Origin of the sequence: Nonomuraea sp. NPDC050783 (genome assembly GCF_040802095.1) — a bacterium.
Lineage (GTDB): Bacteria > Actinomycetota > Actinomycetes > Streptosporangiales > Streptosporangiaceae > Nonomuraea.
Genome location: NZ_JBFAHK010000019.1, coordinates 176,601 through 198,772 on the forward strand (window position 1 = coordinate 176,601; position 22,172 = coordinate 198,772).

The 22,172-nt window shown below is 71.3% G+C and carries 21 protein-coding genes and 1 tRNA gene; 18 read left to right on the top strand and 4 right to left on the bottom strand.

Annotated features, from left to right (window positions below):
- Window positions 1–35: 35 nt before the first annotated feature.
- The 16 genes from mfd (at window position 36) to AB0H75_RS38055 (ending at window position 15,474) form a co-directional block, all read left to right on the top strand.
- Window positions 36–3,524, top strand: coding sequence for a transcription-repair coupling factor (mfd, locus tag AB0H75_RS37980; RefSeq protein ID WP_367804496.1), 3,489 nt, complete (start codon window positions 36–38; stop codon window positions 3,522–3,524).
- A 30-nt stretch (window positions 3,525–3,554) separates the two neighbouring features.
- Window positions 3,555–4,157: a SurA N-terminal domain-containing protein gene (locus AB0H75_RS37985; RefSeq protein ID WP_367804497.1), complete on the top strand. Its 603-nt coding sequence runs from the start codon at window positions 3,555–3,557 to the stop codon at window positions 4,155–4,157.
- Between the two features lie 3 nt (window positions 4,158–4,160).
- Window positions 4,161–5,114, top strand: a complete 954-nt coding sequence (locus AB0H75_RS37990; RefSeq protein WP_367804498.1) for a MazG family protein — start codon at window positions 4,161–4,163, stop codon at window positions 5,112–5,114.
- Window positions 5,115–5,282: 168 nt separating this feature from the next.
- Complete coding sequence (gene eno, locus AB0H75_RS37995; RefSeq protein ID WP_367804499.1) at window positions 5,283–6,560, top strand: phosphopyruvate hydratase; 1,278 nt, start codon at window positions 5,283–5,285, stop codon at window positions 6,558–6,560.
- A gap of 72 nt (window positions 6,561–6,632) precedes the next feature.
- Entirely contained in the window at window positions 6,633–7,205 is a 573-nt protein-coding gene (locus tag AB0H75_RS38000; protein ID WP_367804500.1) for a septum formation initiator family protein, read from the top strand.
- Window positions 7,195–7,683: a DUF501 domain-containing protein gene (locus AB0H75_RS38005; protein WP_367804501.1), complete on the top strand. Its 489-nt coding sequence runs from the start codon at window positions 7,195–7,197 to the stop codon at window positions 7,681–7,683. The genes AB0H75_RS38000 and AB0H75_RS38005 overlap by 11 nt, the downstream gene beginning before the upstream one ends.
- Window positions 7,674–8,621 carry an exopolyphosphatase gene (locus AB0H75_RS38010; RefSeq protein ID WP_367804502.1) on the top strand — a complete coding sequence of 316 codons (948 nt, stop codon included), beginning with the start codon at window positions 7,674–7,676 and terminating at the stop codon, window positions 8,619–8,621. The genes AB0H75_RS38005 and AB0H75_RS38010 overlap by 10 nt, the downstream gene beginning before the upstream one ends.
- A gap of 176 nt (window positions 8,622–8,797) precedes the next feature.
- The gene (locus AB0H75_RS38015; RefSeq protein WP_367804503.1) at window positions 8,798–9,958 is read left to right on the top strand and encodes a hypothetical protein; all 1,161 of its coding nucleotides are present in this window, start codon (window positions 8,798–8,800) and stop codon (window positions 9,956–9,958) included.
- A 105-nt stretch (window positions 9,959–10,063) separates the two neighbouring features.
- Window positions 10,064–10,858, top strand: a complete 795-nt coding sequence (locus AB0H75_RS38020) for a uracil-DNA glycosylase (protein WP_367804504.1) — start codon at window positions 10,064–10,066, stop codon at window positions 10,856–10,858.
- A gap of 95 nt (window positions 10,859–10,953) precedes the next feature.
- Window positions 10,954–12,270 carry an NAD(P)/FAD-dependent oxidoreductase gene (locus tag AB0H75_RS38025; RefSeq protein ID WP_367804505.1) on the top strand — a complete coding sequence of 439 codons (1,317 nt, stop codon included), beginning with the start codon at window positions 10,954–10,956 and terminating at the stop codon, window positions 12,268–12,270.
- 81 nt (window positions 12,271–12,351) lie between these two features.
- Window positions 12,352–12,864 carry a glycine cleavage system protein R gene (locus AB0H75_RS38030; RefSeq protein WP_367804506.1) on the top strand — a complete coding sequence of 171 codons (513 nt, stop codon included), beginning with the start codon at window positions 12,352–12,354 and terminating at the stop codon, window positions 12,862–12,864.
- A 146-nt stretch (window positions 12,865–13,010) separates the two neighbouring features.
- Window positions 13,011–13,505, top strand: coding sequence for a peptide deformylase (locus AB0H75_RS38035; RefSeq protein ID WP_367804507.1), 495 nt, complete (start codon window positions 13,011–13,013; stop codon window positions 13,503–13,505).
- 49 nt (window positions 13,506–13,554) lie between these two features.
- Window positions 13,555–13,627: transfer RNA gene (locus AB0H75_RS38040), tRNA-Leu, on the top strand.
- Window positions 13,628–13,819: 192 nt separating this feature from the next.
- Window positions 13,820–14,611, top strand: a complete 792-nt coding sequence (locus AB0H75_RS38045; protein WP_367804508.1) for a Bax inhibitor-1/YccA family protein — start codon at window positions 13,820–13,822, stop codon at window positions 14,609–14,611.
- Window positions 14,612–14,777: 166 nt separating this feature from the next.
- Window positions 14,778–15,011, top strand: coding sequence for a DUF4287 domain-containing protein (locus tag AB0H75_RS38050; protein ID WP_349448394.1), 234 nt, complete (start codon window positions 14,778–14,780; stop codon window positions 15,009–15,011).
- Between the two features lie 55 nt (window positions 15,012–15,066).
- Window positions 15,067–15,474 (top strand): PPOX class F420-dependent oxidoreductase, encoded by a 408-nt coding sequence (locus AB0H75_RS38055; RefSeq protein WP_367804509.1) that lies wholly within the window; start codon window positions 15,067–15,069, stop codon window positions 15,472–15,474.
- 109 nt (window positions 15,475–15,583) lie between these two features.
- On the opposite strand, the gene AB0H75_RS38060 is transcribed toward AB0H75_RS38055, so the two are convergent.
- The 3 genes from AB0H75_RS38060 to AB0H75_RS38070 form a co-directional block, all read right to left on the bottom strand.
- Window positions 15,584–16,801, bottom strand: a complete 1,218-nt coding sequence (locus AB0H75_RS38060; protein WP_367804510.1) for an acetyl-CoA C-acetyltransferase — start codon at window positions 16,799–16,801, stop codon at window positions 15,584–15,586.
- 78 nt (window positions 16,802–16,879) lie between these two features.
- Entirely contained in the window at window positions 16,880–18,238 is a 1,359-nt protein-coding gene (locus AB0H75_RS38065; protein ID WP_367804511.1) for a PQQ-binding-like beta-propeller repeat protein, read from the bottom strand.
- A 129-nt stretch (window positions 18,239–18,367) separates the two neighbouring features.
- Window positions 18,368–19,333, bottom strand: coding sequence for an SGNH/GDSL hydrolase family protein (locus AB0H75_RS38070; RefSeq protein ID WP_367804512.1), 966 nt, complete (start codon window positions 19,331–19,333; stop codon window positions 18,368–18,370).
- 145 nt (window positions 19,334–19,478) lie between these two features.
- On the opposite strand from AB0H75_RS38070, the gene AB0H75_RS38075 reads away from it, so the two are divergent.
- Window positions 19,479–20,849 carry a cystathionine beta-synthase gene (locus AB0H75_RS38075; RefSeq protein ID WP_367804513.1) on the top strand — a complete coding sequence of 457 codons (1,371 nt, stop codon included), beginning with the start codon at window positions 19,479–19,481 and terminating at the stop codon, window positions 20,847–20,849.
- A gap of 22 nt (window positions 20,850–20,871) precedes the next feature.
- Here AB0H75_RS38075 and AB0H75_RS38080 read toward each other — a convergent pair whose 3' ends face one another.
- Window positions 20,872–21,729: an NAD(P)-dependent oxidoreductase gene (locus AB0H75_RS38080; RefSeq protein WP_367804514.1), complete on the bottom strand. Its 858-nt coding sequence runs from the start codon at window positions 21,727–21,729 to the stop codon at window positions 20,872–20,874.
- Between the two features lie 63 nt (window positions 21,730–21,792).
- On the opposite strand from AB0H75_RS38080, the gene AB0H75_RS38085 reads away from it, so the two are divergent.
- Window positions 21,793–22,172, top strand: a 380-nt coding sequence (locus tag AB0H75_RS38085) for a winged helix-turn-helix domain-containing protein (protein ID WP_367804515.1), incomplete at its 3' end; no start/stop codon positions are given.

Sequence of the window (22,172 nt, forward strand, 5' to 3'; positions counted from 1 at the left end):
ATCGTGATGCCGTCGTGGGGCTGTGGGCGTATCTGATGAGTCTTTCCGGGCTACTTGACCTTGTTCGCGCCGACCCGAAGCTGACCGCCGCTCTGGAGGAGGGCGGCGACGTCTCGCTGATCGCGCCGTCCGCGCTGCGGCCGTTCGCTGTGGCCGCGCTGGCCGCGCACGACCAGCGCACCGTGCTCGCCGTCACGGCGACGGGCCGCGAGGCCGAAGACCTCGCCGCGGCCCTGACCAGCCTCGTCGAGCCCAGCACGGTGGCGGTCTTCCCGGCCTGGGAGACCCTGCCGCACGAGCGGCTGTCGCCGCGCAGCGACACCGTGGGGCAGCGGCTGGCCGTGCTGCGCAGGCTGGCCCACCCGGTCAAGGGCGACGCCGCGGCCGGGCCGCTCAACGTGATCGTGGCCCCGGTCCGGGCGCTGCTGCAGCCCATCGTCAAGGGCCTCGGCGACCTGGAGCCGATCCGGCTGCGCGCCGGCGACGACGCCGACCTCGACGAGGTCGTCGCCCAGCTCGTCGGCAACGGCTACCACCGGGTGGACATGGTGGAGCGGCGCGGCGAGGTGGCCGTGCGCGGCGGGCTGCTCGACGTGTTCCCGCCCACCGAGGAGCACCCGCTGCGGCTGGAGTTCTGGGGCGACACGGTCGAGGAGGTCCGCTGGTTCAAGGTGGCCGACCAGCGCTCGCTGGAGGCGGCCGAGGACGGCCTGTTCGCGCCGCCCTGCCGCGAGCTGCTGCTGACCGACGAGGTACGGGCGCGGGCGCGCGAGCTGGCCGCCGAGCACCCGGCGCTGGCCGAGGTGCTCGACCAGCTCGCCGAGGGCACGCCGGTGGAGGGCATGGAGGCGTTCGCGCCGGCCCTCGCCGGGGAGATGGACCTGCTGCTGGACCACCTGCCGATCCGCTCGGCGGTGTTCGTGTGCGACCCCGAGCGGATCAGGGGCCGGGCCGAGGAGCTTGTACGCACCTCGCAGGAGTTCCTGGAGGCGTCCTGGATCAACGCCGCGGCCGGCGGGGAGGCGCCCATCGACCTCGGCGCGGCCGCGTTCCGCACGCTGGAGGAGATCCGCGGGCACGCCGACGTCCTCGGCCAGCCGTGGTGGACGATGGCCCCCTTCGGCAGCGGCGTCGAGCTCGACGCGCACGACAGCGAGGCCTACCGCGGCGACACCGCCAAGGCGCTGGCCGACGTCAAGGGCTGGCTGGCCGAGGAGAAGGCGGTCGTGCTGCTCAGCGAGGGCCACGGCCCGGCCGAGCGCATGGTCGAGGTGCTGAAGAGCGTCGACGTGCCCGCCCGGCTGCAACGTTTCCTGGACAAGGCGCCCGAGCCCAAGGTCGTCCACGTCTCCACCGGCCTGATCGAGCACGGCTTCGTCACGCCGTCGCTGGCCGTGCTCACCCACCTCGACCTGGTCGGCCAGAAGGCGTCCACCAAGGACATGCGCCGCCTGCCCTCGCGCCGCCGCAACATGGTCGATCCGCTGCAGCTCAAGCTCGGCGACCACGTCGTGCACGAGCAGCACGGCGTCGGCCGCTACGTCGAGATGGTGCAGCGCACCGTACAGGGCGCCACCCGCGAGTACCTCGTCATCGAGTACGCCAAGGGCGACCGCCTCTACGTGCCCACCGACCAGCTCGACGAGGTCACCCGCTACGTCGGCGGCGAGGCGCCCACGCTCAACCGCATGGGCGGCGCCGACTGGGCCAAGGCCAAGTCGCGGGCGAAGAAGGCGGTCAAGGAGATCGCCGGCGAGCTGATCAGGCTGTACTCCGCCCGCATGGCCTCACCCGGCCACGCCTTCGGCCCCGACACGCCGTGGCAGCGGGAGATGGAGGACGCCTTCCCCTACGCCGAGACCGGCGACCAGCTCGCGGCCATCGACGAGGTCAAGCGCGACATGGAGCGCGGCGTCCCGATGGACCGGCTGATCTGCGGCGACGTCGGCTACGGCAAGACCGAGATCGCGGTGCGCGCGGCGTTCAAGGCCGTCCAGGACGGCAAGCAGGTCGCGGTGCTGGTGCCGACCACGCTGCTGGTCCAGCAGCACATGTCCACCTTCACCGAGCGTTTCTCCAGCTTCCCGATCACCGTCAGGCCGATCTCCCGCTTCCAGAGCGACGGCGAGGTCAAGGCCACGCTCGACGGCCTCAGGACGGGCGCGGTGGACGTCGTGATCGGCACCCACCGGCTGCTCAGCCCCGAGGTCCGCTTCAAGGACCTGGGCCTGATCATCATCGACGAGGAGCAGCGCTTCGGCGTCGAGCACAAGGAGGCCATGAAGCACCTGCGCACGCAGGTGGACGTGCTGGCGATGTCGGCCACGCCGATCCCGCGCACGCTGGAGATGGGCCTGACCGGCATCCGCGAGATGTCGACCATCCTCACGCCGCCGGAGGAGCGGCACCCGATCCTCACGTTCGTGGGGCCGTACGAGGAGAAGCAGATCGCCGCGGCGATCCGGCGCGAGCTGATGCGCGACGGCCAGGTCTTCTTCGTCCACAACCGGGTCGCCTCGATCAACAAGGTCGCGGCGCGGCTGCGCGAGCTGGTGCCCGAGGCGCGCATCGCGGTGGCCCACGGCCAGATGAACGAGCACCAGCTCGAAAAGATCATGGTGGGCTTCTGGGAGCGCGAGTACGACGTGCTGGTCTCCACCACGATCGTCGAGTCCGGCCTCGACGTGCCCAACGCCAACACCCTCATCGTGGACCGCGCCGACAACTACGGCCTGTCCCAGCTCCACCAGCTCCGCGGCCGGGTCGGCCGGGGCCGCGAGCGCGGCTACGCCTACTTCCTGTACCCGCCGGAGAAGCCGCTGACCGAGACCGCGCACGAGCGGCTGGCCACCATCTCCCAGCACACCGAGATGGGCGCCGGCATGTACGTCGCGATGAAGGACCTGGAGATCCGCGGCGCGGGCAACGTGCTCGGCGCCGAGCAGTCCGGCTTCATCGCGGGCGTCGGCTTCGACCTCTACGTGCGCCTCATGGCCGAGGCCGTCCAGGAGCAGAAGGCCAAGCTCGACGGCGGCACGGCGCCCGAGGAGACGCACGACGTCAAGGTCGAGCTGCCGATCAACGCCCACATCCCGCACGACTACGTCACCAGCGAGCGGCTGCGGCTGGAGGCTTACAAGCGGATCGCCGCCATCACCGAGGAGAGCCACATCGGCGAGGTGCGCGACGAGCTGACCGACCGCTACGGCAAGCCGCCCGTGGAGGTGGAGAACCTCCTGGAGGTGGCCAGGTTCCGGATCAAGGCGCGCAGGGCGGGGCTCACCGACGTCACGCTGCAGGGCCAGAACATCAAGTTCGGCCCGGCCCGGCTGCGCGAGTCGCAGCAGGTGCGCCTCGACCGGCTCTACAAGAAGGCCGTCTACAAGCAGGCCGCGGAGACGCTGCTGGTGCCCGTCCCGAAGACCAAACCGCTGGGCGGGCAGCCGCTGCGCGACCTCGACCTGCTCAAATGGTGCGGCGACCTGGTCGAGGCACTGTTCCTTGAGCTCGCCCGGGTAAGCTAGCGGCGATTTTTCGGTCGGAAAGGGACGCATGTGAAGTCGATACGAGTGGCGGTGGCGGCCGCCGCGGCGGGCCTGGCCCTGACCGCCTGCTCCTCCCCCTCCCCCATCGGGGCCGCGGCCGTGGTCGGTGACGAGCGCATCACGGTCAGCGAGGTCAACACGGACGCGCAGGCGTACAAGGCGGCTCTGAAGCGCAACAACCTCAGCGAGGCCGACCTCGGGGGCATCCCGGTCAGCCACGTCGTGCTGCAGCGCCTGGTCAACGTGGCCGTCACCGAGCAGCTGATGGCCCGCTACAAGGTACAGGTCAGCGAGACGGAGATCGACGCCGCGATCAAGGACCCCGGCCAGTTCCAGTCGGCCGAGATGAACCTGCTCTCGCAGGGCGTGGTGCCGGCCGACGCGCGTGACTACGGCCGGGCCATGGTGGGGCTGAGCAAGCTCCAGCAGCAGTTCGGCGGGGAGAGCGGCATGCAGCGGCTGGCCCAGGAGTTCAACGCGATCAAGCCGGTGGTCAACCCGCGCTACGGCACGCTCAACCCGCAGCGCAGCCAGGAGAACCCCGGCCCGTTCGTGGACCCGGGCCGCTTCGGCAAGGCGTCGGCCCCCACGCAGCAGACGGCGCAGGGCTAGCCCGTGCCGCTCGTCGTCGTCACCACCTCGCCCAGGGTCGCGCCCGGACTGCTCAGCCATCAGGCGTGGCAGGCGCTGCGCTCCGGTCCCGTGCTGACCGGGGACGCGGCGCAGCCGCAGCTCCCCTACCTGGCCGAGGCCGGGATCGAGGTCGAGGTCGTCGAGCCGGACCCGCGGGCGCTGGTCGCGCGGGCCGCGGCCGGGACGGTCGTGTGGCTGGCCTCGGCATCGGAGATCGGCGGCCCGGAGAAGGACGACGAGGAGTTCATGCGGGCGGTCGGGCACGCCGCGGTGGCGATGGCCGACCCGCCGCTGATCGAGGTGGTGCCGGGCTCGTACGACCTGCCGGGCGCGCGGGTGCTCGACCTGGTCGCGGTCATGGACCGGCTGCGGGCCGAGTGCCCCTGGGACCGCAAACAGACGCACGAGTCGCTGGTGCCGTACCTGCTCGAAGAGGCGTACGAGGTGCTGGAGACCATCGAGGAGGGCGACTACCCGGCCCTGCGCGAGGAGCTGGGCGACCTGCTGCTGCAGGTGGTCTTCCACGCCCGGGTGGCCGAGGGCTTCGACATGGACGACGTGGCCGCCGGCATCGTCGAGAAGCTGGTGCGCCGCCACCCCCACGTGTTCGGCTCGGTGCGGGCCGAGAGCGCCGACGAGGTCAACGACAACTGGGAGGCCATCAAGAAGGCCGAGCGGGCGGCCAAGGGCCGCGAGTCGGCGCTCGACGGCGTTCCGATGGGGCAGCCGGCGTTGTCGCTGGCCGCCCAGCTCCTGCGCAGGGCCGAGCGCTCGGGCGCGCCGGAGTCGCTGGCGGCCGGGATCGGCCAGGGCGTGGCGCGCGAGCTGTTCGACCTGGTGCGGCGGGCCGGGGAGGCGGGCCTGGACCCCGAGGCGGAGCTGCGGGCCGCCGCGCGCGACTACCGCGACCGCGTGCGCGCCTGGGAGAGCCGCTGACCCGGGCGGCGCCGGGGAGCCACTGACCTGGGCGGCGCCGGGAAGGCCACTGACCTGGACGGCGCCGGGGCGCTGACCAGGGCGGCCCGGGAGGCGCCGCGACGTGTCGCGCCGGGCCGGACCGATAGGCTCTGAAGGCATATCGTCTTCCGATTTAGGAGCGCATCCGTGGCTACCATCGAGGTCGTTTACGCTCGCGAGATCCTCGACTCCCGGGGCAACCCCACGGTCGAGGTCGAGGTGGTGCTCGACGACGGCAGCACCGGCCGCGCGGCCGTGCCCAGCGGGGCGTCCACCGGCCAGTTCGAGGCGGTCGAGCTGCGTGACGGCGGCAAGCGTTTCGGCGGCAAGGGCGTGGAGAAGGCCGTCCTCGCCGTCACCGACCAGATCTTCGAGGAGATCAGCGGGGTCGAGGCCGAGGACCAGCGCATCATCGACCAGATCATGATCGACCTTGACCGCACGCCCAACAAGTCGAAGCTGGGCGCCAACGCCATCCTGGGCGTGTCGCTGGCCGTCGCCAAGGCCGCGGCCGACAGCGCCGAGCTGCCGCTCTTCCGCTACCTGGGCGGCCCCAACGCGCACGTGCTGCCGGTGCCGATGATGAACATCCTCAACGGCGGCGCCCACGCCGACACCAATGTCGACATCCAGGAGTTCATGATCGCGCCGATCGGGGCGGAGACGTTCCGCGAGGCCGTGCGGACGGGCACCGAGGTCTACCACGCGCTCAAGAGCGTGCTCAAGGAGAAGGGCTACGCCACCGGCCTGGGCGACGAGGGCGGCTTCGCCCCCAACCTGCCCTCCAACCGCGACGCGCTCGACCTGATCCTGGTCGCCGTCGAGCGAGCCGGCTACACGCCGGGCGAGGACGTCGCGCTCGCCCTCGACGTGGCCGCCACCGAGTTCCACAAGGACGGCGTCTACACCATCGACGGCAAGGGCCTGTCGGCGCAGGAGCTCATCGCGTTCTACGAGGACCTGGTCGCCAACTACCCGCTGGTCTCCATCGAGGACCCCCTCGACGAGGAGGACTGGGAGGGCTGGAAGGCGATCACCGCGTCGCTGGGCGGCAAGGTGCAGCTCGTCGGCGACGACCTGTTCGTCACCAACCCCGAGCGGCTGCGGCGCGGCATCGAGCAGGGCGCGGCCAACGCCCTGCTGGTCAAGGTCAACCAGATCGGCACGCTGTCGGAGACGCTCGACGCCGTGGACCTGGCCCACCGCAGCGGCTACCGGTGCATGATGAGCCACCGCTCCGGCGAGACCGAGGACACCACGATCGCCGACCTCGCGGTGGCAGTCAACTGCGGCCAGATCAAGACCGGCGCGCCCGCCCGCTCCGACCGGGTGGCCAAGTACAACCAGCTGCTGCGCATCGAGGAGCTCCTCGACGACGCCGCCCGCTACGCGGGTCGTGCGGCGTTTCCGCGTTTCCGGCGCTAGTTTCGGGTAACGGCCCGCGGTGACCCCGTACTTCACCGCGGGCCGTTCTTCCCGAGGGGGTGTGTGCAGCAAGTGGCGAAGAGGCCGCAGCTCACCGGGCGGGCCGCCATCCTGGCCGTCGTGGTATGCGCGATCGCGATGAGCCTGGCCTACCCTGTGCGCGAGTACATCAGCCTGCGCCGCAGCATCTCCGAGCTGCGCGCGGAGAAGGCCAGGGTCGAGGCGGAGAAACGGGCGTTGCTGGCCCGCGACCAGCAGGCCAACGACCCCAACTGGATCAAGCGGACGGCCAAGGAGCGGCTGCACTACTGCGGGCCCGGCGAGAAGTGCTTCGTCGTGATGGAGCCGGAGCGGGACGAGCAGCCGGCGGCCGCGAAGCAGCCCGCGGCGGCGCCGCCGTGGTACGAGACGTTGTGGCAGTCGGTCGAGGCCGCCGACCAGGGCACCGGCCGCCGGGCCGGCACGGACCCGGCCGGGACGCCGGCCCCCGCCACGAGGCCCACGACCAGGCCGACACCGGCGGGGAAGCCGACGGTGAGATCCACGGTGAAATCCCCTGTGAAGCCCACGGTGAAGCCCACGGCGAAGCCCACGGCGAAACCCACGGCGAAGCCCACCGAGCAGAAGGAGAGCGTTGGACAGTAAGGACGTCGAGGTGGTGCGGCAGCAGCTCGGCCGCCCGCCCCGGGGGCTGCGCGGGGTGGCGCACCGCTGCCCGTGCGGCAATCCCGACGTGGTGGAGACCGCCCCGCGGCTGCCCGACGGCTCGCCGTTCCCGACCCTCTACTACCTGACCTGCCCGAAGGCGGCCTCGGCCATCGGCACGCTGGAGGGCTCGGGCCTGATGCGCGAGATACAGGCCAGGCTGGCCACCGACCCGGAGCTGGCCGCCGCCTACCAGGCCGCGCACGACGACTACGTGGCCAGGCGGGACACGGCGGCCCAGGAGGAGGGCCTGGAGCCGCTCCCGCGTGACATGCAGAGCACCGGAGGCATGCCGAAGCGGGTCAAGTGCCTGCACGCGCTCGTCGCGCACGAGCTGGCGGTGCCCGGTGCCAATCCGATCGGCCGGGAGGCGCTGGAAGCCCTCCCCGAGTGGTGGAGTGACGGACCATGCGTGTAGCCGCCGTGGACTGCGGCACCAATTCCGTACGCATGCTCATCGCCGACGTCGGCGAGGAGCGGATCGACGACGTCGAGCGGCTGATGGAGATCGTCCGGCTCGGCCAGGGCGTCGACAGGACCGGCCGGCTGGCGCCCGACGCGCTGGATCGTACGTTCAAGGCCATGCGGGCCTACCGGGAGCTGATCGACCGGCACGGCGCGAGCGCGATCCGCGTCGTGGCCACGAGCGCGACCAGGGACGCCGCCAACCGCGAGGAGTTCGTGGCCGGGGTGCGCGAGATCTTCGGGGTGGAGCCGGAGGTCGTGTCGGGGGCCGAGGAGGCCGAGCTGTCGTTCACCGGGGCCACGAGGGGGCTGCTGCGGCTGTCGCCGGAGACCGAGGTGCCCCAGGGTCCGCTGCCGCCTTATCTGGTGGTGGACATCGGCGGCGGGTCCACCGAGTTCGTCGTGGGCTCCGAGCACGCCGAGGCGGCGCTGTCGGTGGACGTCGGCTGCGTGCGGCTGACCGAGCGGCACCTCAAGGACGCGGGCGACCCGGCGCCGGAGCGGGCGCTGGAGGCCGTGGTGGCCGACATCGAGGCGGCGCTCGACCGGGTGGAGGCGGAGGTGCCGGTGCGCCGCGCCCGCACGCTCGTGGGCCTGGCCGGCTCGGTGACGACGGTCGCGGGCGTCGCCCTGGACCTGCCCGCCTACGATCCCGAGCGCATCCACCACGCCCGGCTCTCCGCCGAGCAGGTCCACGACGTGACGCGGCGGCTGCTGGCCATGACCCACGGTGAGCGCGCGGCGCTGGGGGTCATGCATCCGGGGCGGGTGGACGTCATCGGCGCGGGCGCCCTCATTCTGGACCGGATCGTCCGTCGTTTCGCGTTTTCGCAGGTCATTGTCAGCGAGCACGACATCTTGGATGGTATCGCCTGGTCTCTTACCAGATAACCGTCGCGAAATTCGGACATTTCTGATCTTCGCCTGTGTTGAGTGTGCAATCATGACTGTGCTTAGGTAAAGGAGCATTACGGGGGCTTTGCCATATTGCTGTGCACGGAAGGTGCCGGCGTGGCCACCGTTCCCGAGCGCGTCCTTTTCCCTCATACGGAATGGAGCACTCTCACATGAAGTTCTCTGGGTTAGCTGTACGCAGGGCGGCGGCCTTCGGTGCCTCCGCCGCGGCGCTGGCCGCCCTGACCGCGGGCATGGTCGCGACCCCCGCACAGGCGTCCACGGCAGGCAAGGGCGGCGTGAAGGTCTCGGCGACCGCGCCCCAGGCCAAGCCGGGCAAGTACGAGGGTGACTGCCCGGTCAAGGTCGACTTCTCGGCGAGGATCAAGGTTTCCGTCAAGGGCAAGACCGAGCTGGCCTACCGCTGGCTGCACGGCGACGGGTCCAAGGGCAAGGTCTCCGTGATCAGGCTCAAGGGTCACGGCACCAAGACGGTCACCGTCCGGCAGTCCGTCACCTTCAAGGAGGACGTCAAGGGTTGGGAGGCCGTCCAGGTCCTCGGCCCGAAGAAGTACGTCTCCAAGAAGGGGTACTTCTCCGTCTCCTGTGAGCAGGCGGCCGAGGAGCCGAAGGTGGACATCCACCTTCCCGGCGACAGGCCGTCGGTGTCGGCCAGCGCCTGGGCCAACCCCGACTCCTACGTCGGCGTCTGCACCCCTGGTGACAAGATCCGCTTCACCGGTCTGATCAAGACCGACCGGCCCACCTGGGTCAAGTACCGCTGGGTGCTCAACGGCGACGCCGTGGACTACGGCAAGGTGCGGGTCCGCCACGCCACCAGGGTCGGCTTCGGCCTCTCGCCGCGTGACAGCCAGCGTGGCTGGGCGCAGCTCCAGGTCCTCGGCCCGGACCGCGCCTACTCCAACCGCGCCTCCTACAAGGTCTGGTGCAAGGACCCGGCTCCGGCTCCGTCCCCCGAGACCAAGGTGTCGGCGTACGGCCTGGTGACCGCGACCAACCACGACGGCTGCAAGGTCGGCGCGCACGCCACGGTCGCCACCACGGGCCCGGGCAAGGTCACCTGGACCTGGCGCGTGAACGGCTCCTACGCCGGTTCGGGCGAGGCGTTCTTCCGCGGCTCCGACTCCCGGACCGTCCAGCTCCCCGAGAGCGCGCTGTCCGGCGAGGCGACCAAGGGCGGCACCGTCACCCTCGTGGTGAGCGGCCGGCACAACACCGACTCGGTGTCGCAGTCGTACGCCGCGTGCCGCGTTCCGACGACCAAGGGCCCCGAGATCGAGGCCCCGGCCGCGACCGGTACCCCCGCCGCCTGAGCGAGGCACTGATCGGGTGATGAACCGGGTGGCGTCCCGTACGCCACCCGGTTTTTCCGTTCGCCGGGCCGGGTGCCCGGCCGATGATCGGGCAGCATCGGTGTCATGAGTTTCGTACCACCCGGCACCGGCTGGCCCGGTGACCCCGCGACCGCCGAGACCCCCGTCGCCCACGACCCCGCCGGCGTGCGCCGCCTCGCCGCCACCAGTGACGACCTCGCCGAGCTGACGGCCAGGCAGTCGGTCTGCCGGGCGTGCCCGCGGCTGGTGGAGTGGCGCGAGGAGGTCGCCACGGTCAAGCGGCGCGCCTTCGCCGGCGAGACGTACTGGGGCCGCCCGGTCCCGGGGTGGGGCGCCGAGCGGCCGCGCGTCGTGCTGGTGGGCCTGGCGCCGGCCGCGCACGGCGGCAACAGGACCGGCCGCATCTTCACCGGCGACCGCAGCGGCGACTGGTTGTTCGCCTCGCTGTACCGCACGGGGCTGGCCGCCCAGGAGACCAGCACGCACGCGGGCGACGGCCAGCGGCTCATCGACACGCGGGTGGTGGCGCCGGTCCGCTGCGCGCCCCCGGCCAACAAGCCCACCCCGGAGGAGCGGGCCACGTGCCACCCGTGGATGGCCAGGGAGCTGGCGATGGTCGCGCCGCACGTCCGGGTGCTGGTGGCGCTCGGCGGGTACGCCTGGCAGGCGATGTGGCCGGCGCTCAGGGAGGCCGGCTACGAGCTGCCGCGCAGCCGGCCGCCGTTCGGGCACGGCGCCGAGGTCGCCATCGGCCACGGCGGCGTCCCGGTCACCCTGCTCGGCTGCTACCACCCGAGCCAGCAGAACACCTTCACCGGCCGCGTCACCGCCGCCATGCTGGACGAGATCTTCGCCAGGGCCAGGTCGCTGGCGGTGTGACGCTTCCCACCACGTCCGGATTGGATTGTCGGCGTACCGTTGACGTAGGCTTGTGAATGCTTTCACAAGCATTCCACGAGGGATGGGGCCTCAGAATGAACCAGCACATTCTGATCGTCGGCGGTGGCTACGTCGGCCTGTACACGGCGCTCCGGTTGCAGCGCAAGCTCGCTCGCGAGCTGCGCGGCGGCGAGGTGCGCATCACGATCATCGATCCCCAGTCCTACATGACGTACCAGCCGTTCCTCCCGGAGGCGGCGGCCGGCAACCTCTCGCCCCGGCACCTGGTCGCGCCGCTGCGGCGGGTCCTGCCGAAGGTGCGCGTCCTCAACGGCACGGTCACCACGATCAAGCACGGCGACCGCGTGGTGACGTTCCAGCCGCCCGAGGGCGAGCCGCGTCAGATCGGCTACGACGTGCTCGTGATGGCGGCCGGGTCCATCTCCCGCACCCTGCCCATCCCCGGGCTCACCGACATCGGCATCGGCTTCAAGACCGTGGGCGAGGCCATCGCGCTGCGCAACCGGGTGCTGCACCTGCTGGACGTGGCCGAGTCCACCGACGACCCGGAGGTGCGGCGCAGGGCGCTGACGTTCGTGGTGGTCGGCGCGGGCTTCGCCGGCGTGGAGGCGCTGGCCGAGCTGGAGGACATGGCCAAGGACTCGGTCCGCTACTACCGCAACATCAAGGCGTCGGACATCCGCTGGGTGCTCGTGGAGGCCACGGACCGGGTGCTGCCCGAGGTGGGCCCCGAGATGGGCAAGTGGACGCTGGAGCAGCTGCGCGAGCGCGGCATCGACGTCCGGCTGGAGACCCGCCTGGAGTCGTGCGAGGGCGGGCACGTGGTGCTCTCGGACGGCACCGCGTTCGAGGCCGAGACCCTCGTGTGGACGGCGGGCGTCAAGCCCAGCCCGGTCGTCAACGACAGCGACCTGCCGCTCGACGAGCGCGGCCGGATCAAGACCACGGCCATGCTGACCGTCCACGCCAGCCCGGGCGCCTTCGCGGCCGGCGACGCGGCGGGCGTGCCCGACGTGACCAACCCCGGGCAGTACTGCGCGCCCAACGCGCAGCACGCGGTCCGCCAGGCCAAGGTGCTGGCCGACAACATCGTGCGCCACCTGCGCGGCCAGGAACTGGTCGAATACCGCCACAAGTATGTCGGATCGGTCGCCGGGCTCGGGCTGCACCAGGGCGTCGCCAATGTCTATGGCGTCAAGCTTCGCGGATTCCCTGCATGGTTCATGCACCGCACCTACCATCTGTCGCGGGTGCCGACGCTCAACCGCAAGGTCCGCGTCGTCGTCGACTGGACCCTGGCCCTGTTCTTCAAGCGCGAGACGATCTCCCTGGGCGAGATGGAGCATCCGCGCGAGGGCTTCAGGGCCGCCGTCGCGACGACGCGCCGCTAGCTCATCCCCGGTACGGCAGGCGCCCCGGCCGCACGGCCGGGGCGTTCGGCGCCCCCGACGCAGGCGGAAGGGGTGGCACCGGTGGGGCTCTCAGCGGTGACGGTGCTCGGCGTGGACAGGCCCGGCGTGATCGCCGCAGTCACCGGTGCCCTCGCCGACTGCGGGGCGAACATCCAGGACTCCACCATGACGCTGCTCGGCGGGCACGTGGCCATGATGCTCCTGGTCTCCGGCGACCTGGGCTGCGCCGAGATGCTCAAGCGGCTGCGCGCGCCCGACCTGGTGGTGACCGCCTCGGCCATCGAGGCCCGCCGGCACTTCTGCGAGGACGGGGGCGGGCTCGGCTACGTGCTCACCGTCCACGGCCCCGACCGGCCCGGGATCATCTCGGCCATCAGCGCCGTCCTGGCCGCCGACGGCGGCAACATCACCGGCATGAGCACGCGGCTCACCGGGCGGCTGTACGTGCTCATCGCCGACGTCGAGCTGCCGGAGGAGGTGGATGTGGCCGCGCTCATGCGCCGGCTCGCGGCCGTCGGCGCCAGCCTCGACCACGAGATCACCTTCCGCCCCGTCGAACCGGACCTGTTGTGACCGGACCCGCCGGGACCGGACCCGCCGGGACCGGACCTGCCGGGGTCGGACCCGCCGGGGCCGGACCCTCTGTGATCGGGCCCGCCGGGACCGGGCCCGCCGTGGCCGGGGCCCGGGGCGGGCTCGCCCGTGGCAGCGCCAGGGACGTGCTGCGGGCGCCGCACCCGATCCTGTCGGCCGTGGCCGAGCCGGTGGACCCGGCGGCCCCCGACGTCGTGGCCGCCGCCGCCGATCTGCTCGCCACCCTGCGCCGCACGCCGTCCCTGACGGGGCTGGCGGCCCCTCAGATCGGCCTGAGCCGCCGCCTGATCGCCTTCGACGCCGGACGCCACCCCCGGAGCCGCTCGTCGGCAGGAGAGCGCGTCCTGGCCAATCCACGCCTCGTCGGCGCCTCCCGCTGGAGCCACGGGCGCGAGGGGTGCGCCTCGATCGCGGGGCTGACGGCGGACGTCCTGCGCGCGGCCAGGATCACCGTGCTCGGACGCCTGCCGGGCACGGGGGAGACCGTAACGATTCAGGCCGATGCCTTCGAGGCTCGCTGCATTCAGCACCAACTGGACCATCTAGACGGTCTACTCTTCTTGGACAGAGTGCCCGGGGTGCTATCACTTCACAGCGAACTTCACAGTTGTGACGCTTGATGCGAAGTTGTGCTCCTCGGGAGCATGGTCGGTTTCGTATGATTGCGGCGCCCCCGTAGCCCAATGGCAGAGGCAAACCCCTTAAAAGGGTTGACGTGCGGGTTCGAATCCCGCCGGGGGCACCTGCTTCTACCATTGGAAATACGTTTTTCGGCACGGGTTCCGCACTGACTGCGACGAAGGGATGACCCGGGGAACTCGGCGGCGGTCCCGTTCGTTGTCAACGCTGCCGAAGTCCCACCCGGACATCGATCTGAGCGCGAGTTGACCAAGGTGCCGCCCGGGCCCGAGGCTCGACGGCACAGGAGGCAGCGATGGAGAGCAAGAACCCCGTTTTCAGCAGGACCCGCCGCCAGGCGGGAGCATGGTCAGGGCCCGCACCGTCTCCTGGCATGCTGCAGAACATGTACGACGCCCCGTCGTACGCCGCCCCGAGCCGGCCCGCTTACCGCACCATGACGCTCGACGACGTCGTGGTCCGCGGGTTCCTGACCCTCGGCACGCTGGTCGTGGCCGCCGCCGGGGCCTGGATCCTTGACGTCCCGCCGGTCTTCGCGATCGGCGCCGCCGTCATCGCGATGATCCTGGGCCTGATCGCCTCGTTCACGCAGAGCACGAACCCGGCGCTCATCCTGGCGTACGCCTTCTTCGAGGGCGTCTTCCTGGGCAAGATCAGCCAGATGTTCGACGGCGTCGTCAGTGGCATCGTGTTGCAGGCGGTGCTCGGCACGGCCTTCGCCTTCGGCGCCGTGCTGACCGTCTACGCGCTGCGGGTCGTGCGGGTCACGCCCAAGCTGGTGAAGTACGGCCTCGCCGCCGGGATCGCGGCGCTGGGGCTCATCCTGGTCAACCTGCTCGTCGGCCTCTTCAACGGCGTCGGGCTCGGGCTGCGTACCGACAGCCCGATCGGCTGGGCCTTCAGCATCGTCATGATCCTGATCGGCTGCTTCTTCCTGCTGCTCGACTTCGACTCGGTCGAGCAGGGCGTCCGCCAGGGCGCGCCGGAGAAGTTCGCCTGGCAGTGCGCGTTCGGCCTGACGCTGAGCCTCGTGTGGATCTACCTGGAGGTCTTGCGGTTCGTCTACTATTTCAGCAACAGTGACTGATCGTTAGCATCGCCGTCACCCGGAGGGCTCCGCGGTTCACGCGGGGCCCTCTCTGTGTGCGACGGGAAATCTACCTGCCGTCACGCATTGGAGCTGCGAGGGGTCTTGCCATTCGGCGAATGGTGTTGCAGTGTCAAGCAAAGGAGCTTTATCCGCGGAGGTGCCCATGTCCTTGAACCACTCACCGGAGACGCAGACGAAGCTGATCGCAAGGGTCCCGACGATAACGGGACGCGAACTCCCCGAGTGGTTCCAAGCCATCGACAACGGCCCGGCTTTCCTCAGGTGCGACGAGCGGGCCAACTGGCTTGCCGACGAGCACGGGCTGTCCCACGGCTACGCCGCCGCGATCGTGCACGAACACGAGCGGCACCGCCGTAACCGGATGGGCTTCATCTAGCCCGTCATCCGTCCGCGCGCCCGTGCCTCCTGCACGGGCGCGTCATCATGAGGTCATGGACCTCGACAAGGCTCTGGCCTTCCTCCGCAGCAACCACAACGCCGTCCTGCTCACCCGGCACCGCGACGGGCGCCCGCAACTGTCGCCGGTGACCGTGGGCGTGCAGGGGCCGCACATCGTCGTCAGCACGCGGGAGACGGCGGTCAAGACCCGCAACGTCCGGCATGACCCCCACGTGTCGCTGTGCGCCTTCACGGGCGCCTTCTACGGGGAGTGGATCCAGGTGGACGGCACCGCCGAGGTCGTCCCGCTGCCCGAGGCGATGGAGCACCTGGTCACCTACTACCGCGACATCTCGGGCGAGCACCCCGACTGGGACGACTACCGGGCCGCCATGATCCGCGAGCGCCGCGTCCTGCTCCGCGTCACGCCGTCGCACGCCGGCCCCGACCGCCACGGCTGAGCCCGCCGGGGTCGTGCCCGTGCCGGCGCCCGGCGGCAGGACCGGGCGCCGGCACGGAGTGCGATCGCCGTGTGATCGGCTGGAGGGCGCGATCAGGCGCGGGACGTGATCAGCTCAGGCGCTCCAGGATCATGGCCATGCCCTGGCCGCCGCCCACGCACATCGTCTCCAGGCCGATGGTCTTGTCGTGGTGCTGGAGGCCGTTGATGAGGGTGGAGGTGATACGGGCGCCGGTCATGCCGAACGGGTGGCCCACCGCGATGGCCCCGCCGTGGACGTTGAGCCGGTCGAGGTCGATGCCCAGCTCCTGGTAGGACGGGATCACCTGCGCCGCGAACGCCTCGTTGATCTCGACCAGGTCCACGTCCTCGATGGCCATCCCGGCCCGCGACAGCGCCTGCCGCGTCGCGTCCACCGGGCCGAGCCCCATGATCTCGGGCGACAGCCCCGACACGCCGGTGGAGACGATCCGGGCCAGCGGCGTGATGCCCAGCTCCGCGGCCTTCACGTCGCTCATGATGACGACCGCGGCGGCCCCGTCGTTGAGCGGGCAGCAGTTGCCGGCCGTGACCGTGCCGTCCGGGCGGAAGACCGGCTGGAGCGTGGCGACCTTCTCGTACGTGGTGCCCGGCCGCGGGCCGTCGTCCTTGCTGACCACGGTGCCGTCGGGCATCGTGGCCGGCGTGATGTCCTTGGCCCAGAAGCCGTCGGCCAGCGCCTTCTCGGCCAGGTTCTGGGAGCGCACCCCGAACTCGTCCTGCTCGCGCCGGCTGACGCCCCTGAGCTGGGCGACGTTCTCGGCGGTCTGGCCCATCGCGACGTAGACGTCGGGGACCTCGCCGTCCTCGCGCGGGTCGTGCCAGGTCTTGCCGCCCTCGGTGTAGGACTTGGTGCGCGCGAGCGCGTCCAGGAAGAGCGGGTTGTGCGTGTCGGGCAGCGAGTCGGAGTTGCCCTTGACGAAGCGCGAGACGACCTCCACGCCGGCCGACACGAACACGTCGCCCTCGCCCGCCTTGATGGCGTGGAAGGCCATCCGGGTGGTCTGCAACGAGGAGGAGCAGTAGCGGGTGACGGTGGTGCCGGGCACGTCGTCGAGCCCGAGCAGCACCGCGACCACCCGGGCCATGTTGAAGCCCTGCTCGCCGCCCGGCAGCCCGCACCCGAGCATGATGTCGTCGATCTGGTGCGGATCGAGCTGGGGCACCTTGGCCAGGGCCGCCTGGATCATCTGCACGGTCAGGTCGTCGGGCCTGATGTCCTTGAGCGATCCCTTGAAGGCTCGTCCGATGGGCGAACGCGCGGTCGCGACGATGACTGCCTCGGGCATGGCCCCTCCTTTGTCGGCGGCTAATAGTAGAACTATATTCCAGTTCTCCGCGCAACCCCCGGGCGGGGCCTGTCTCACTTATCCGTACATGCCCGGCGTGGTCGCCGTCTGGTCGTTCACCGCGTTCAGGGCCCCCTTCTCGTCGCGCCACAGCCGCCAGCCGCTCTGGCTGCCGGTGAACCACGGCGGCGGGGCGCCCGCGGGGGAGACGCGCTTGCCGGTGGCCAGGTCGTACTCGCAGATCGCCGCAGTCGGGTAGAAACCGGGTGGCTGGCCCTTCAGCGGCAGCGGCTTGGGGTCGGTGACGCAGAAGGACCAGCTCCGCTCCTCCTCCACCGGCACCGGCTTGCCGGAGGCCAGGTCGAAGGCCGAGCCCTTGGCGTCGTGCTGGAGGAAGCCCAGTTTGTCCATGCGCTCGGGGAAGGCCAGCCACCAGCCCGAGCCGGGCACCTCGGCCGCCGTGATCTGCCCGATCACCCGGCCCGACTCCGAGTCCAGCCGGGCGAAGCCGCCGTAGGCGCCCCGGCGGTCCACCGGGCGTACCACCGGCGCGTAGCCGGGGTTGCCGCTGGGGTAGACGCGCACGACCGAGGGCCGGATCCAGTTGATCGTCCCGTCGGCGATCCTGATCGAGAACAGGCCGAAGGTGGAGACCCGCTTGGTCTGCGGGTTGGTGTAGGGGGCGATGTACCCCACCAGGTTGTCGCCGGCCCCGCCGAACGCCCAGCCGCCCGACAGGTCGATGCCCGGCCCGAGCGCCTGCTCGATCGGCTGCTGCCACTGCAGCTTGCCGGTCTTCAGCTCGTACGACTCCACCACGGGCGAGTCGGACAGCCGCAGCAGCAGCACCCGCGCCGGATCGGACCACTCGACCTCGGAGATCCCGGGCAGCTTCCACACCTCCCTGCCGGTGACCGGGTCGAGCACCACCATGCGGGCCTTGGCCAGCGCCGTGTGCTCCGACAGGCAGACGTACGGGCCGCAGCGCTGGGGCCCGAACGTCGAGTGGACCGGCCGGGTCCACTTCTGCGCCCCCGAGCGGGCGTCGCGGGCCACGAGCGTGGCGTTCCAGTGCCCCTTCCTGGCCGGGTCGAGCGCGACGACCACGCCCTGCCCGCCGGACGTCTCCACGATCGCCGGAGTGGAGACCCCCATGCCGGGCAGCCGCCCGACCATCGTCGCCGGGTACGCCCACAACCGCCGGCCGTCGCGCAGCCCGAGGGCCACGGTCTCCAGGGTGCCGTCGGGCCTCATCGAGGTCGTGGTCACCACCCCGGCGGCCACGGCCATCCGGCTGACGGCGTTGACCTGGGTGTTGTGCCAGGTGGGGAAGGCCGGCGTGGTGGCCGCGTCGCTGCCGGAGCACCCGGCGACGGCGAGGGCCCCGGCGAGGGTCCCGGCTAGTGCGGCGGACGGTTTCCAGAGAGGCCGGAGCACGGGCAATACCCTCCAAGGGACGAGGTGTGACGGCCTGGGCGCGGACGGTCACCGGGTGCGGGCGCGGCCACGCCGCACCAGGCCGGGGCGGAGCCGCGCGCCGGGCCGCTCGCCGGGCCTGAACGGGGGTCAGGCGTCGTTGAGCTGCTCGCCGAGCCGCCGGCGGAACAACGCGGCCCACTTGCCGTGCAGCCCCGTCGCCCGCCCGTCGACCCTGGTCGCGATGACCTCGGTGCCGGGCTCCTCCGCGGCCGTGGCCGCCGCGAGATAGATCGGTTGCAGTGCTTCGCCGCGCTCGGGGCGCGGCTCAGGCCACAGCTCCAACGCAGCGCACACCGACGGTAGCACCGCGTAAGCGGCCTGCGCGTAACCTCGGGCAGATGGATGGAAACGATCGGGTCCGAACATCTCTGTCGGGTTTGTGTCGAACTCCGGGCCGAGGAGGTCGGCGAAGGCCACCGTCCGGCCGCCCGCGTCCACCACCGCCACCGTCTGCGCCGCCGCGAGCTGCCGGCTCCACCGCCGGGTCACCCAGCGCAGCGGCTGCGCGATGGGCCGCACCGTGCCGAGGTCGGGACAGGTGCCCACGACCACCTCGACGCCCGCGTCCCGCAGCCGCCGCACCGACCTGACCAGGTGGCGCACCGCGATCGCGGGCGGCGTCTGGGTGATGATGTCGTTGGCCCCCACGAAGATCACCGCGATCTGGGGCTCCATGGCCAGCGCCCGGTCCACCTGCTCGTCCAGCTCCGCCGACGACGCGCCCGACTTGCCGGCCACCAGCAGCCGCACCGGGCGTTCGGCCACGGCGGCCAGGCCGTTGGCCAGCAGCACGCCGGGCGTGTGGGCGGGGTCGGTCATGCCGAGCCCGACGGAGGTGGAATCGCCCAGCATGGCCATTTTGATCACCTCGCCGGGGAACATGCCGTAGGTGCCGTCCGAGGGGGGACCGTCCATGCCGTGGGGGCGCCCGATGGCCTTGCGCGCGAGCAGGCCCTCGGCGATCAGCAGGCCGTACGCCGTGGCTCCGAGAGCCGTGAGACCGCCACCTCCGAGCGCCGCCGCGGTGGCGATCCTGCGTGCCGCGCGCGCCATACCAGCTGCCCAGACCACGTACGTCCCTCCCTGGTCGAACTCGGCGGTAGCGTTTGCTTGGAAACTAGCCGAGGGCCTGCCACCCCCACGGGATCTCGGCCTTTCGGAAGCTGATCAAGCTTTGGCAAAGAAGGTGAACACCTCGGTGCGCGTTTACGATTCCCTGGTCGACCTCATGGGGAACACCCCGCTCGTCCGGCTGCACAAGGTCTCCGCGGGGCTGCCCGCGCAGGTGCTCGCCAAGGTCGAGTACTTCAACCCGGGCGGCTCGGTCAAGGACCGCATCGCCGTCCGCATGATCGAGGCCGCGGAGAAGTCGGGCGCGCTGCGCCCCGGTGGGGTCATCGTCGAGCCCACCTCCGGCAACACCGGCGTCGGGCTGGCCATCGTGGCCCAGCAGAAGGGATACCGGTGCCTGTTCGTGGTGCCGGACAAGGTGGCCCAGGACAAGATCTCGGTGCTGCGGGCGTACGGGGCCGAGGTCGTGGTCTGCCCGACCGCCGTCTCGCCCGACCACCCCGACTCCTACTACTCGGTCTCCGACCGGCTGGCGCGCGAGGTGCCGAACGCCTGGAAGCCCGACCAGTACTCCAACCCGGACAACCCCGAGTCCCACTACCACTCCACGGGCCCGGAGATCTGGGCCGACACCGAGGGCGGGGTCACCCACTTCGTGGCGGGCATCGGCACCGGCGGCACCATCAGCGGCACCGGCCGCTACCTCAAGGAGGTCTCCGGCGGCCGGGTGAAGATCATCGGGGCTGACCCCGAGGGCTCGGTGTACTCCGGCGGCACCGGGCGTCCCTACCTGGTGGAGGGGGTCGGCGAGGACATCTGGCCGGGCACGTACGACACCACGATCTGCGACGAGATCATCGCCGTCTCCGACAAGGACTCCTTCACCATGACCCGCCGCCTGGCCCGGGAGGAGGGCCTGCTGGTCGGCGGATCGTGCGGCATGGCGGTCGTGGCGGCGCTCCAGGTGGCGGCGCGGGCCGGCAAGGACGACCGGGTGGTCGTGCTGCTGCCCGACGGCGGCCGCGGCTACCTGTCGAAGATCTTCAACGACGACTGGATGGCCGACTACGGCTTCCTCACGACCTCCTCGGAGGAGGGCCTGGTCGGCGACGTGCTGGCGCGCAAGGGGCCGGGGCTGCCGGAGTTCGTGCACGCCCATCCGCACGAGACGGTCGGCACGGCCATCTCGATCATGCGCGAGTACAGCGTGTCCCAGCTTCCGGTCATGAAGGAGGAGCCCCCGGTCATGGCGGCCGAGGTGGTCGGCTCCATCGTCGAGCGCGACCTGCTGGAGGCCCTGTACCGCGGCAGGCTCTCCTCTGATGACCCGATCGCTGATCATATGTCCGCGCCGCTACCCACGATCGGCAGCGGCGAACCTGTGGCCCGCGCGGTGGAGGCGCTGGAGAAGGCGGACGCGGCGGTGGTGCTGGAGGACGGCAAGCCCGCCGGGCTGATCACCCGGCAGGACCTGCTCGCCTTCCTCGCCAACCACTAGGCCCCGCGCGGGGCCGCTGCGGTCAGGGCTTCCTGATCGACTCGATCACGGTGCTGATGCCCTCGTGGCCCCGCCCCTCGGCGTCGGCCCGCTCGAACAACTCCTTGAGCGCGGCCGGCACCGTGGTCTCCAGCCCCGCCTCCGCCAGCGCCTCCACCACGTGGCCCATGCCGACCGCCTGCATGTGGAGGGAGTTGTCCCCGCCGGGGTAGCTGCCGGCCGCGATCTCCTCGGCGAGGATCTTCGCGTACCCCATCGGGCCGTCGCCGCCGAGCTGCGTGAACAGCGAGCGCGCGAACGGCACGAACGCCTGCGGCGGCACCCCCGCCGTGCCCAGCAGCGCCTGCGCGTGCATGAAGGCGGTCAGGCTCGACCAGAAGATCAGTAGCTGGGCCTGGTAGTACATCATCGCCAGGCCCTGGTCGGGGCCCACGTAGGTCAGCTCGCTCAGCGCCTCCAGCGTGGCGGCGTGCCGGTCGAGCACGTCCTGGGGGCCGCTGTAGAACGTGTACGCCCCCGGCTGCCCGATGCCCGGCGGCGGCACCATGATGCCGCCCGTAATCAGGGTGCCGCCGCGCTCGGCCACCCAGCGGGCCGCCTCGCGCAGCCGCTCCGGGGTGTCCGAGCTGAGGTTCACCACGACCTTGCCGTCCAGGCGGGCGTCGCCGAAGCTGTCGTACATCGCCTGGTAACTGATCTGGCTGACCACCAGCAGGTCGCCGTCGGCGGCCGACGCCGCCCGGCGCGCGCCGCGGGCCAGCAGCGGCTCGGCCTTGCTCGCCGTACGGTTCCACACCGCCACCTCATGACCGGCGTCCAGGAACGTCGCGGCCATCTTCGATCCCATCGGGCCCAGCCCGACCACGGTCACTTCACTCATGCCCGCCACTGTCGAACACCGCGCTACGGAAACACTTCCGGACGGCTACGGGTTTGCTAGGGCATGGTGCGTTTCGGAGTGCTGGGGCCGCTGACGGTGTGGGCCGAGGACGGGCGGCCCATCCGGGTGCCGGAGGCCAAGGTACGGGCCCTCCTGGCCGACCTGCTGGCCCACGGGGGCGGGCCGGTGCCGGTGGACCGGCTCATCGAGGACCTGTGGGGCGAGCGGGCCGGCCGCAACCCCGTCGGGACGTTGCAGGCCCGCGTGTCGCAGCTGCGGCGGGCGCTGGGGGACGCGTCGCTCGTGGTGCACGGGCCGGGCGGCTACCGGCTGGGGGCGCACGACAGCGACGCGGGCCGTTTCGAGGCGTTGCTGGGGCGGGCTCGGGCGGTGGGGTCGGCGGTGGAGCGGGTGGGGGTGTTGCGGGAGGCGTTGGGGTTGTG

Coding starts and splice junctions, on each gene's coding strand:
- AB0H75_RS38045 (WP_367804508.1), top strand. CDS start 13,820: ATGGAGAGCAAGAACCCCGTTTTCAGCAGGACCCGCCGCCAGGCGGGA.
- AB0H75_RS38020 (WP_367804504.1), top strand. CDS start 10,064: ATGAGTTTCGTACCACCCGGCACCGGCTGGCCCGGTGACCCCGCGACC.
- AB0H75_RS38060 (WP_367804510.1), bottom strand. CDS start 16,801: ATGCCCGAGGCAGTCATCGTCGCGACCGCGCGTTCGCCCATCGGACGA.
- AB0H75_RS38070 (WP_367804512.1), bottom strand. CDS start 19,333: ATGGCGCGCGCGGCACGCAGGATCGCCACCGCGGCGGCGCTCGGAGGT.
- AB0H75_RS38025 (WP_367804505.1), top strand. CDS start 10,954: ATGAACCAGCACATTCTGATCGTCGGCGGTGGCTACGTCGGCCTGTAC.
- AB0H75_RS38055 (WP_367804509.1), top strand. CDS start 15,067: ATGGACCTCGACAAGGCTCTGGCCTTCCTCCGCAGCAACCACAACGCC.
- AB0H75_RS38010 (WP_367804502.1), top strand. CDS start 7,674: ATGCGTGTAGCCGCCGTGGACTGCGGCACCAATTCCGTACGCATGCTC.
- mfd (WP_367804496.1), top strand. CDS start 36: ATGAGTCTTTCCGGGCTACTTGACCTTGTTCGCGCCGACCCGAAGCTG.
- AB0H75_RS38050 (WP_349448394.1), top strand. CDS start 14,778: ATGTCCTTGAACCACTCACCGGAGACGCAGACGAAGCTGATCGCAAGG.
- AB0H75_RS38015 (WP_367804503.1), top strand. CDS start 8,798: ATGAAGTTCTCTGGGTTAGCTGTACGCAGGGCGGCGGCCTTCGGTGCC.
- AB0H75_RS38080 (WP_367804514.1), bottom strand. CDS start 21,729: ATGAGTGAAGTGACCGTGGTCGGGCTGGGCCCGATGGGATCGAAGATG.